Origin of the sequence: Moritella dasanensis ArB 0140 (genome assembly GCF_000276805.1) — a bacterium.
Lineage (GTDB): Bacteria > Pseudomonadota > Gammaproteobacteria > Enterobacterales > Moritellaceae > Moritella > Moritella dasanensis.
The window spans coordinates 51,640-64,375 of sequence record NZ_AKXQ01000018.1; the positions used below are offsets into that span (position 1 = coordinate 51,640).

The 12,736-nt window shown below is 42.1% G+C and carries 8 protein-coding genes and 1 riboswitch; of the genes, 7 read left to right on the forward strand and 1 reads right to left on the reverse strand.

From position 1 onward, the window contains the following. Window positions 1-87: 87 nt before the first annotated feature. The 7 genes from rpoC to thiH all read left to right on the forward strand — a co-directional run bounded on the left by rpoC (window position 88) and on the right by thiH (window position 11,337). Window positions 88-4,371, forward strand: coding sequence for a DNA-directed RNA polymerase subunit beta' (gene rpoC / locus A923_RS0115035; RefSeq protein ID WP_017222505.1), 4,284 nt, complete (start codon window positions 88-90; stop codon window positions 4,369-4,371). A 145-nt stretch (window positions 4,372-4,516) separates the two neighbouring features. Next, window positions 4,517-4,618: riboswitch (TPP riboswitch) on the forward strand. Window positions 4,619-4,756: 138 nt separating this feature from the next. Next, the gene (gene thiC, locus A923_RS0115040) at window positions 4,757-6,826 is read left to right on the forward strand and encodes a phosphomethylpyrimidine synthase ThiC (protein ID WP_017222506.1); all 2,070 of its coding nucleotides are present in this window, start codon (window positions 4,757-4,759) and stop codon (window positions 6,824-6,826) included. 7 nt (window positions 6,827-6,833) lie between these two features. Then, window positions 6,834-8,354, forward strand: coding sequence for a thiamine phosphate synthase (gene thiE / locus A923_RS0115045; RefSeq protein WP_017222507.1), 1,521 nt, complete (start codon window positions 6,834-6,836; stop codon window positions 8,352-8,354). A gap of 1 nt (window position 8,355) precedes the next feature. Further along, window positions 8,356-9,129 carry a HesA/MoeB/ThiF family protein gene (locus A923_RS0115050; RefSeq protein ID WP_017222508.1) on the forward strand — a complete coding sequence of 258 codons (774 nt, stop codon included), beginning with the start codon at window positions 8,356-8,358 and terminating at the stop codon, window positions 9,127-9,129. A 55-nt stretch (window positions 9,130-9,184) separates the two neighbouring features. Beyond that, window positions 9,185-9,382, forward strand: a complete 198-nt coding sequence (thiS, locus tag A923_RS0115055) for a sulfur carrier protein ThiS (RefSeq protein WP_017222509.1) — start codon at window positions 9,185-9,187, stop codon at window positions 9,380-9,382. Continuing rightward, window positions 9,383-10,192, forward strand: coding sequence for a thiazole synthase (locus A923_RS0115060; protein ID WP_017222510.1), 810 nt, complete (start codon window positions 9,383-9,385; stop codon window positions 10,190-10,192). A 23-nt stretch (window positions 10,193-10,215) separates the two neighbouring features. Beyond that, window positions 10,216-11,337, forward strand: coding sequence for a 2-iminoacetate synthase ThiH (gene thiH, locus A923_RS0115065; protein ID WP_017222511.1), 1,122 nt, complete (start codon window positions 10,216-10,218; stop codon window positions 11,335-11,337). A gap of 124 nt (window positions 11,338-11,461) precedes the next feature. On the opposite strand, the gene A923_RS0115070 is transcribed toward thiH, so the two are convergent. Further along, entirely contained in the window at window positions 11,462-12,382 is a 921-nt protein-coding gene (locus A923_RS0115070) for a DMT family transporter (RefSeq protein ID WP_017222512.1), read from the reverse strand. Window positions 12,383-12,736 lie beyond the last annotated feature (354 nt).

Genomic DNA, 12,736 nt, shown 5'->3' on the forward strand with positions numbered 1-12,736 from the left:
AGTTAATTCTGATTTTTGATTAGCATTGCGCCTCGACTCATTTTTTGAGTTGAGGCTGCTTAGTTTTCACTCCCAGTGGAGAAAAACGTGAAAGACTTATTAAAGTTTCTAAAACAACAAGGTAAATCGGAAGAATTCGATGGTATCAAGATTGGTCTAGCTTCTCCGGAACAGATCCGTTCTTGGTCTTTTGGTGAAGTTAAAAAGCCAGAAACCATCAACTACCGTACCTTTAAACCAGAACGTGACGGTTTATTCTGCGCACGTATTTTCGGCCCAGTAAAAGATTACGAATGTCTTTGCGGAAAATATAAGCGTCTGAAGCACCGTGGTGTTATCTGTGAAAAATGTGGCGTAGAAGTAACGCAAACTAAAGTTCGTCGTGACCGCATGGGCCACATCGAATTAGCGTCTCCTGTTGCACACATTTGGTTCTTGAAATCATTACCATCTCGCATCGGTCTTTTATTAGACATGACGCTACGTGATATCGAACGTATTCTTTACTTCGAATCATATGTTGTTATCGAACCTGGTATGACTTCGCTAGAACGTGGCATGATGCTGACTGAAGAGCAGTATCTTGACAACCTAGAAGAATGGGGTGATGAATTTGACGCGAAGATGGGTGCAGAAGCTGTACTTTCTTTGTTACAAGATCTTAACCTAACACAAGACATTGAAGAAATGCGTGAAGAATTAGAGACTACAAACTCTGAAACTAAACGTAAGAAGATCACTAAACGTCTTAAATTAATGGAAGCATTCGCTATTTCTGGTAACAAACCAGAATGGATGATCATGAATGTACTGCCGGTATTACCGCCAGATCTTCGTCCATTAGTACCACTAGATGGTGGCCGTTTTGCGACTTCTGATCTAAATGACCTTTACCGTCGTGTGATCAACCGTAACAACCGTCTAAAACGTCTATTAGACTTAGCTGCTCCAGATATCATCGTACGTAACGAAAAACGTATGTTACAAGAATCTGTTGATGCGCTATTAGATAATGGTCGTCGTGGTCGTGCGATTACTGGTTCTAACAAACGTCCTCTTAAATCTCTTGCTGATATGATCAAGGGTAAACAAGGTCGTTTCCGTCAGAATCTACTTGGTAAACGTGTGGATTACTCTGGTCGTTCTGTAATTACAGTTGGACCAACGTTACGCTTACACCAATGTGGTCTACCTAAGAAAATGGCACTTGAGCTATTCAAGCCATTCATCTACGGTAAATTAGAATCACGTGGTTTTGCTACAACGATTAAAGCAGCTAAGAAAATGGTTGAACGCGAAGGCGCTGAAGTTTGGGATATCCTAGACGACGTGATCCGCGAACATCCAGTAATGCTTAACCGAGCACCAACTCTGCATAGACTTGGTATTCAAGCATTCGAACCTGTTCTAATTGAAGGTAAAGCAATTCAGCTACACCCTCTAGTATGTTCTGCATACAACGCCGATTTCGATGGCGATCAGATGGCTGTACACGTACCGTTAACAATTGAAGCTCAATTGGAAGCGCGTACACTGATGATGTCTACGAATAACATCCTTTCACCTGCAAATGGTGAACCGGTTATCGTACCTTCTCAAGATGTTGTATTAGGTCTTTACTACATGACTCGTTCTGGCATTGCTGCCAAGGGTGAAGGCATGGTATTAGGCAGCCCTGAAGAAGCTGAAAAGCTATATCGCAGTGGCCATGCTGAACTACATGCACGTGTTAAAGTTCGTATTACAGAACATCTGAAAGATGAAGAAACTGGTGAAGTTACAGTTCGCACTGAACTGAAGAACACAACAGTAGGTCGTGCGATTCTTTATTTAGTAGCCCCTACAGGTCTGCCATATGAACTAATCGATCCGGCTAAAACTTTATCTGCTGATGAAGAAGCTAAACTTGCAGCGAACCCAGCTAACTGGATCCTGAAAGTATCTAACGAAGCGTTAGGTAAAAAGCAGATTTCTAAGCTACTAAATGACTGTTACCGTCTATTAGGCTTGAAAGATACGGTTGTTTTCGCTGATCAACTAATGTACACCGGTTTCCATTATGCTGCCCTTTCTGGTGCATCTGTTGGTATCGATGACATGGTTATTCCGGACGAAAAGAAAACCTTAATCGCAGAAGCTGAAGTTGAAGTAACTCAAATCCAAGAGCAATTCCAATCAGGTCTTGTTACTGCCGGTGAGCGTTACAATAAAGTTATTGATATTTGGGCTCGTGCGAATGAGCACATCTCAAAAGCAATGATGGATAACTTGTCTTCAGAAACTAAACTTAACTCGTTAGGTGACTCTGAGACACAGAAATCATTCAACAGCATCTTTATGATGGCCGATTCTGGTGCACGTGGTAGTGCGGCACAGATTCGTCAGCTAGCTGGTATGCGTGGTCTGATGGCGAAACCGGATGGTTCAATTATTGAAACACCGATTACCGCTAACTTCCGTGAAGGTCTAAACGTACTTCAGTACTTCATCTCAACGCATGGTGCACGTAAAGGTCTAGCCGATACAGCACTTAAAACAGCAAACTCGGGTTACCTAACTCGTCGTCTTGTTGACGTTGCACAAGATCTTGTAATTAACGAGATTGATTGTGGTACTGAAAACGGTCTAATCATTACTCCTCATATTGAAGGTGGTGATGTTGTTGAAGCCCTACGTGATCGTGTTCTTGGTCGTGTTGTTGCTGAAGACGTATTAAAACCTGGTACAGACGAAGTTCTATTACCACGTAATACATTACTTGATGAAAAACTTTGTGACTTCTTAGAAGAACACTCAGTTGATCAAATGAAAGTACGTTCTGTAATCACTTGTGATAATGACTTCGGTGTTTGTGCCGCTTGTTATGGTCGTGATTTAGCACGTGGTGTTATCGTTGGTCAAGGTGAAGCCGTTGGTGTTGTTGCAGCACAATCAATTGGTGAACCTGGTACACAGTTAACGATGCGTACATTCCACATTGGTGGTGCGGCATCGAGAGCATCTGCAGAAAATAATATCCAAGTGAAAAACACGGGTACTATTAAGTTCCACAACGAGAAATTCGTTGAGAACGCAGACGGCAAACTGGTTATTACTTCTCGTTCATCAGAAATTACGATTATTGATGAAAACGGTCGTACTAAAGAAAGTCATAAACTGCCTTATGGTGCGATTGTTGAGTTCAAAGACAACGCTGCTATTGAAGCTGGTAGCATCATCGCTAACTGGGACCCGCATACTCACCCAATCATCACTGAGGTGGCTGGACAAATTAAGTTTGTTGACTTGATTGAGAGCATTACGGTTACTAGACAAACTGATGATCTAACTGGTCTATCTAGCACAGTTATTCTTGACCCGTCAGCACGTGTTACTGCAGGTAAAGATTTACGACCTATGGTTAAACTTGTTGATGCAGCAGGTAATGATTTATTCATTCCTGGTACAGAAGTTGTTGCACAATACTTCTTACCGTCTAATGCAATCGTTAACTTAGAAGATGGCGCATTAGTAACTGTTGGTGAAGCGTTAGCGCGTATCCCTCAAGAAAGCTCGAAAACACGTGATATTACGGGTGGTCTACCACGCGTAGCGGATCTGTTTGAAGCGCGTCAGCCAAAAGATGCTGCTATCTTAGCGGAAATCTCAGGTACCATTAGTTTCGGTAAAGAAACTAAAGGTAAACGTCGTCTAGTTATCACACCTACTGATGGTGCTGAAGCTTACGAAGAGATGATCCCTAAATGGCGTCACTTGAACGTGTTTGAAGGTGAGAAAGTTGCAATTGGTGAAGTTATCGCCGATGGCCCTGAATCAGCTCACGATATTCTACGTCTACGTGGCATTAGCCATGTTGCGAACTATATCGCAAACGAAGTTCAAGAAGTATACCGTTTACAAGGCGTTAAGATTAACGATAAGCACATTGAAACTATCGTTCGTCAAATGCTACGTAAAGCGAATGTAATCTCTGCTGGTGATAGTCATTTCTTACCAGGTGAGCAAGCTGAAGTATCACGTCTGAAAATTGCTAACCGTCAGCTAGTTGCTGAAGGCAAACAACCAGCCGTGTACCAACACATGCTTATGGGTATTACTAAAGCGTCTCTTGCAACTGAGTCATTTATCTCAGCTGCATCTTTCCAAGAAACAACACGTGTTCTAACAGACGCCGCTGTTCATGGTAAGATTGATGACCTTCGTGGTCTGAAAGAAAACGTTATCGTTGGTCGTCTGATCCCTGCTGGTACTGGTTTCACTTATCATCAAGAACGTGCTCGTAAACGTGCTGGTAAAGTAGAAGCAGTAATGACAGAAGTTACAACTGACGAAGCTGAACAGAACTTAGCTAACCTATTAAATAACCTTTAATTGATTTGCTGAATGCAATTAAAGTTGTTTGCAGGTAATGACAGACCCACTGATTTACTTGCTTACTATTATTAAATAGTGAAGGCACCCTTTATAGGGTGCCTTTTTTTTGCTTGTTTTTTAACGCCATAGCAGTCTATACTCTTGCCTCTTGTCGGAGTGCTTTAGGGCTGAGACCATTTAAATATGGGATCCGTGGAACCTGATCAGGGTAATACCTGCGTAAGGAAACAAGAGTGATTAATACAATAATGTGAGTGTAATGCTAGGTTTGCCCGAGGGAATGTAAGGCGGCTTTGTATAACATAAACAATCAATATATCTGTATCACTACTCTCCACATACTCAACGACAAGCAATCATCTTATTAAAAGGAATGAATGCTATGTCTACTACCAATGTTAACCAAACCAGTAATACCAATATCAACCAAACCAACAATACCAAAAAAACTACACGTCGTGAAAACCGTGAAAACGCGCAAGCGTTTATTAATAACCTCAGTTGCGAACCCTTTCCAAATTCAGAAAAAATCCATCTAACAGGCAGTCGTGCCGATATCCAAGTGGCGATGCGCAAGATTAATCTTGATGACACGCTTGTGGCTGGCAGTAAAGACGAACCGGTTTATGAACAAAACGAATCGATCCCAATCTACGATACATCAGGTGCCTATACTGACCCTGCGATTGATATTGATGTGCACCAAGGTTTACCAAAATTAAGACAGGGGTGGATCGCAGCACGTAATGATATTGAAGAACTTGAAATCGTGACGTCGCACTTTGCTCAGCAACGTCTTGCTGATGATGGTATTGATCACATCCGCTTTGAGCATTTACCAAAACCATTAAAAGCCATTACTGGCGAAAACGTTACCCAGATGCATTATGCCCGTAAAGGCATCATTACTTCTGAAATGGAATACATCGCGATCCGTGAAAATATGGGGCGAGATCTGATCCGTAATGAGTTGTTATTAAAGCAGCATGCCGGTAATGATTTTGGCGCCAGTATTCCGGATCTTATCACCCCTGAATTTGTGCGAGAAGAAGTGGCGCGTGGTCGTGCGATCATCCCTGCTAACATTAATCACCCCGAATCTGAGCCGATGATCATCGGTCGTAACTTTTTAGTGAAAGTGAATGCCAATATTGGTAATTCGTCAGTGACATCGTCGATTGAAGAAGAAGTAGAGAAGCTAGTGTGGGCTACACGCTGGGGTGCGGACACTGTGATGGACTTATCCACAGGCCGTAATATTCATGAAACTCGTGAGTGGATCCTGCGTAATTCACCTGTTCCGATCGGTACCGTGCCGATCTATCAAGCTTTAGAGAAGGTAAATGGGATCGCCGAGGATCTTACTTGGGAAGTATTCCGCGATACCTTGATCGAACAAGCAGAGCAAGGGGTTGATTACTTCACGATCCATGCTGGCGTATTACTGCGTTATGTTCCGATGACCGCAAAACGTCTTACCGGGATCGTTTCTCGAGGTGGTTCGATCATGGCGAAATGGTGTTTGACTCACCATAAAGAAAATTTCGCTTACGATCATTTCGAAGAAATTTGTGCAATCTGTAAAGCCTACGATGTATCACTGTCGTTAGGTGATGGTATGCGTCCAGGTTCTGCTGCAGATGCCAATGATGAAGCGCAATTTGCTGAATTACAAACCTTAGGTGAATTAACCAAAGTCGCGTGGGAACAAGACGTACAAGTTATTATTGAAGGTCCAGGTCATATTCCAATGCACATGATTAAAGAGAATGTTGAAAAGCAGCTCGATATTTGTCATGAAGCACCTTTTTATACCTTAGGTCCACTGACGACCGATATCGCTCCAGGTTATGATCATTTCACCTCAGGGATTGGTGCAGCGCAAATTGGTTGGTACGGTTGTGCCATGTTGTGTTACGTGACCCCCAAAGAACATTTAGGCTTGCCGAATAAAGAAGACGTTAAGCAAGGCATGATCACTTATAAAATTTCGGCGCACGCGGCTGATTTAGCCAAGGGTTTCCCTGGTGCTCAAATCCGTGACAATGCCATGTCGAAAGCGCGTTTTGAATTCCGTTGGAATGATCAATTTAACCTGGCATTAGATCCTGAAACTGCGCGTGCTTATCACGATGAAAATATCCCCCAAGAGTCAGGCAAGGTAGCGCATTTCTGTTCGATGTGTGGTCCTAAGTTCTGTTCAATGAAAATATCTCAAGATGTACGTGATTATACTTTTCAGCAAGAAAAAATGGCTAATCAAGAAAAGATAAAAATTCAATTACTTGATGAAGTCGTCCTCATCGATGAGGTCGCTTTTATTGATGCTGAAGCGGGCATGAAGCAGATGTCTGAAGAGTTTAAAAAGCACGGCGCAGAATTATACTTACCTCCTACACACGATGCAGTAAATGGTCGTGTACCAGAATCTACAACCGAAAACGTGGAATAATAATTTAATGACTCAAGCCATTATTTGGACTATCGCGAGCTTTACTGCTCGTGATAATGCGACGAATCAAACCGATATTAAAACGATTAATGCATTAGGTGGGCGTGGTTATCATGTTTCTACAACATGCTTATCTGATGAAGAGTTTTCTGCGGAGTTAGCCGTGCTGAATACAGCGGCTATGTCATCAACTATGTCATCAACTATGCCATCAGCTATTAAAATTGGCGTACTAGAGACTGCATCGCACATTGCTATTTTAGTCCGTTTTTTACAAGATTATAAACAGCGCTATCCAGCATTGAGCGTTATCTATGAGCCGTTAACCATCACGTTAACAGAGATGGTTAAGGCTGATAATATATTAACTACAGCTATTCAAACAGGCTTATTAACACTCGTTGATGTATTGATATTAACGCAAGATGAAACGGGCATTGATGCGGCCGATTTATTTAGCTCGACTAAACAATCGATCAATTCACTACTGAACTCAGGTGTAAAAGGTGTTTGTACAAAAGTTATTTTTACAAACGATGCAGTAGTTAACAATAGCAATAACGAACACGATGAGCAGCTGCAGTCAGTCATGTTAGATGTGTATATCGATGCTCAACGTGAAATCTTATTAACGTCACCGGTTTCGAGACTTGATTCATTAAGTAGCGCTGAACACTCTGGTGTTTTTTCTGCAGCCTTAGCAACCGTTATAGGTCAAGATTACCCGGTTGATGATGCACTTGTGGTCGCCAGAGCATATTTAAATCAAGCCGCAGAGGTTTGGCCAACCGATCGCGAGCATTTTCCCCAGGTAGTGTTACCCAATACAGTACTAGGCGATAAGCTTGGCTTAGCGCAACAAATGCAGTTAGCTTATGATTTTGCACCTTGCGATACCAACCGCCTTGGATTATATCCAGTCGTCGATACAGTTGCATGGCTAGAGAAGGTATTACAGCAGGGAGTTAAAACCCTGCAATTACGTATTAAGGATAAGACACCTGCGGAAGTCGTTGAAGATGTGAAAGCCGCAGTGGCTTTAGGTCGTCAGTATCAAGCCCGTTTATTTATCAATGATTACTGGCAACTAGCTATTGAACACGGGGCTTACGGTGTTCATCTTGGTCAAGAAGATATGTTGATTGCCGATTTTGTCGCAATCAAACAGGCTGGCTTAAAACTAGGCCTGAGTACGCACGGTTATTACGAAATATTACGCGCCCATCAAATTAAACCCAGCTATATCGCTCTTGGTCATATCTATCCGACAGTGACCAAAGACATGCCATCGAAACCACAGGGATTACAGCGTCTACAGCGCTACGCAGATTTGATGCAAGACTATCCGTTAGTCGCCATCGGCGGTATTAGCATCGCCCGTGCACCACAAGTGGCAGCGACTGGTGTCGGTAGTGTCGCAGTTGTGACGGCAATTACCCGTGCTGTGGATTATAAGCAAGTAATCGCTGATTTATTAGTGATTGTGGAGTCGGCACCTGTATCAGCTTTAGCTTGTGGGCATAATTAAAATGACTGGATTAACTGATCAAGAATACATGCGTTATAGCGCGCACTTACTGCTTGAAGATGTGGGTGAGAAAGGGCAATTAGCACTGCGTAATGCCAAGGTTGTTATAGTTGGTGTTGGCGGTCTTGGCGCACCGGTCGCCTTGTATTTAGCGGCTGCTGGTGTTGGTCATTTGTATTTAGTCGATGATGATCATGTTGAATTAAGTAATCTGCAACGACAAATTATTTTTACCCAACATCAGATCAAGCAGACTAAGGTGGATTCTGCGAAAGCGTCGCTAACACAACTCAATCCACATGTTGAAGTAACGACATTCGCACAGCGATTAACACTTGAAAAAGCAGATAATGAATTAGCTAATATGCTTACTCAAGTCGACTTAGTCATTGATTGCACAGATAACATGCCGACCCGACAAGTGATAAACAAGATCTGTGTTACGCAGAAAATACCGTTAATCGTCGGTGCGGGGATACGCATGGAAGGGCAGTTGATCTCGTTTAACGCCAAACAAGCTGATTCTGCCTGTTACCACTGTTTATATCCTTTTGATGAAACTGCGGAAGTACATAATTGCAGTACCTCAGGCGTACTCGGTCCGCTTGTTGGCGTAATTGGATCATTACAGGCACTGGAAGCGATAAAGCATTTAACTGGTATGCCTGTATCTTCATTCAACCGTTTAATGCGCTTTGATGGCAAGACCTTGCAGTGGCAACATTTATCGGTAGCTAAAGACCCCCAGTGTTCGGTGTGCTCATCTAACGTATAAACAATAAATAACCTTAACGACAACATTTACAGTGTGGTGAGGACAGGAGTAGAAGATGAAGTTAATCATTAATGATGAAATTAACAACCTAACAGTGACGACGATTACGTCATTGTTGAGCGTATTAGAACAGCCGGGCAAAGGCATTGCAGTGGCGGTAAATCAAGCCATTATTACGCGTCAAAAGTGGGATGATTTTCAGTTGTCCGAAAATGATCAAGTTACTTTATTCCAAGCTATTGCAGGAGGCTAAATGTCAGTATTACCTTTAAATTCAGTATTATCATTACCAAGCGATGAACTTATCATTGCCGATAAAATATTCTCATCTCGGTTATTCACCGGTACCGGTAAATTTAGCGATCAAAAAATAATGGCTGAAGCCTTAATCGCATCGCAATCTCAGCTTGTTACAATGGCATTAAAGCGTATTGATTTAGCCAATCAAGATGATGATATTTTGAAGCCTCTTATCGCTGCAGGCATGAATTTATTACCCAATACATCTGGCGCGCGTAATGCAAAAGAAGCGGTATATGCTGCGCACTTAGCCCGTGAAGCGCTGCAAACTAATTGGATTAAATTAGAAATACACCCTGATCCGAAATATTTACTGCCAGATCCGATTGAAACTTTAATTGCTACGGAGCAGCTGGCGCGTGATGGTTTCCATGTGTTGCCATATATTCATGCTGATCCAGTATTATGTAAACGCCTAGAAGCCGTTGGTACTGCTGCTGTTATGCCATTGGGCGCTCCGATTGGTTCAAACAAAGGTATTCGCACAGCTGAATTCTTAGAGATTATTATAGAGCAGTCAACTGTGCCAGTGATTGTCGATGCAGGACTTGGCGCGCCATCGCATGCTGCGTTAGCAATGGAAATGGGCGCGGATGCGGTATTGGTTAATACTGCGATTGCAGTGGCGAAAGATCCGGTCGCGATGAGCCGCGCGTTTGCCTTAGCGGTACAAGCTGGTCGTCAAGCTTACTTAGCTGGCTTAGGCGCTCAGGCGAGAACGGCCGTGGCATCGAGTCCGTTGACTGCATTTTTAGATCTATAATCACGCCAATTTAAGGGTTAGACATGAGCTTTTATGAGCAATTACAGCAATTAGATTGGGATGATATCCGTTTATCTATTTATGCTAAAACAGCGGCAGATGTTGAACGAGCGTTGGCTAAATCGAGACTTGATTTAAATGATTTTCAAGCTTTGATTTCACCGGCTGCGGAACCATTTTTAGAGCAGATGGCGCAGCGTAGTGTCGAATTAACCCGCCAACGTTTTGGTAATACGGTTCAATTCTATGTACCGCTGTATCTTTCTAATATGTGCTCTAACATTTGTACTTATTGTGGCTTTTCGATGCATAACAAGATCCGCCGAACCACGCTGGACATGAAACAGTTAAACAGTGAAGCGAAAGCGATTAAGAAGATGGGTTTTGATCACTTATTATTAGTGGCTGGTGAATCTGAACGTAAGGTCGGGATGCCGTATTTTCGTCAGGTATTTAATGAATTAAAATCACAGTTCTCGCATCTATCATTGGAAGTGCAACCGTTAGAACAAGCTGACTATGAAGAATTAAAACAACTCGGTCTTGATTCGGTACTAGTCTACCAAGAAACCTATAACCCCCGTACCTATGCAGAGCATCATATTAAGGGCAAGAAGTCTGATTTTAAATATCGGATAGATACACCCGATCGTTTAGGTAAAGCGGGTATTCATAAAATGGGACTGGGTGCGTTAATTGGTTTGGATGAATGGCGCACTGATTGTTTTCATGTTGCCGCGCATTTAGATTACTTGCAGAAACGTTATTGGCAAACCAAGTATTCAATTTCTTTTCCACGTTTAAGACCGTGTGAAGGCGCATTTCAGCCTAAATCGATTATGAATGATCGCCAGCTGGTACAGCTTATTTGTGCTTATCGATTATTTAATCCGGATGTTGAGTTATCTTTATCTACCCGAGAATCAGCACATTTTCGTGACAATGTTATTCCATTAGGTATCACCAGTATTAGTGCTGGGTCGAAAACGCAACCCGGTGGTTATTCTGATGATACTGAGAAAGCGTTAGAGCAGTTTGAAATTGATGATGACCGTTCACCAGGTGAAATGGCTGATTTAGTTAAAACGATGGGCTTAGAAGTCGTTTGGAAAGACTGGGATAGGTCGCTAACAGCACTGAAATAAAGTGCGATAGGCTGCGTTCACTGATGTGGACACAGCCTATTTTATAAGAGCACTATCTTATAAGAACTCTATGTTACAAGAGCTCTATAGTATTGAGCTAATAGCACTTATTATTGAATCATTATTATTTTTCTACGTTTATCGCTGTTCTAGCGAAACGTTTAGTGAACAATTCAAGCGGTAATTTACACAGTAAAACACCAGCCGTTAGCATGATCATCATGATCAATGATTCGTGACTAATCGTTCTGCCGTTAACCACACTGTCTAAGCCAAGTGCAATCACAGGGAATACTAAGAAACAGATAGATGCTTGGAATGGGCTTGCTACTTTATTTAATTGGAAGTAAGCCATGATGCCGCCAATACCTGCAATCGCACCAAGGTAAATAACCGATAACCAAGACGTTAATGTGAAAGTGCTAAAGTCAGGTTGTTCTACAAATGCGCCGACAACCAGTAACAGTACGGCAGCAACAAGACAAGGTAGTGCGTTATACGTTAATACATGAATACCCTGGCAGCGAGTTTGTACGCTGGTATAGATAGTTGCGTGCATGAATACCGCTAATACCAATGCACCAACACCGATAAGGCTACCGTTTGCGCTTACACCCATTTCATTACTAATAATGGTAATCAAACTAAACAGGGCGATAGCAAGACCGGCGATTTGGTGGATGTGTACTTTTTGGCGATGCACTAATATTGCAAAACCTAACACCACTACTGGCATAGTGGCAAAAATAATAGAAGCCAAACCTGATGAGATATATTGCTCACCAAAAATCATGAGGGTAAAAGGCGCAGCAAAATAAAACACACTGATTAAGGCGAATTCAAGTTTCTTGCCTTTCGGGAACATCAGCGGGATCTTAAGCCAGCGCGCGGCTAAAATTAATAACGGTGCAGCCAGTGCAAAACGTAAACCCGTTGCAGTAATAGGTGGTATTGAATGAACGGCAATTTCCATCGCCATCCAGGTTGTACCCCAGATCAAACATACAGAGGTAAATAATAATGTGGCGATGAGTTTTTTGTTCATAAGGCAATCTCTATATAAGTACTGGGATATTCAATACGATAATTCTATGCCTTTTGTTGAGGTATATGGTTTCCTATTTGTTGCTAAAACCAGGTTAATCAGATAATAAATTCTCTACATATGAGTATTTGTAGAAAATTTCAGTCTGCTACCTCTTTATTTCACACTGTTTATTTTTCAATATTGCTTTTTTGACAATAAAAAATTCTTAGGATAGTTCAACTTAGCCATTTTTATACTCAGCTGAAATTATGGCGGGATCCACCCCAACGGCTTTATTTAAATGGGTCATATTCCACCCATTATTATAGGCTCTACTATTAATGGTTAAGTGTAACTAACTGTTATTTAGCT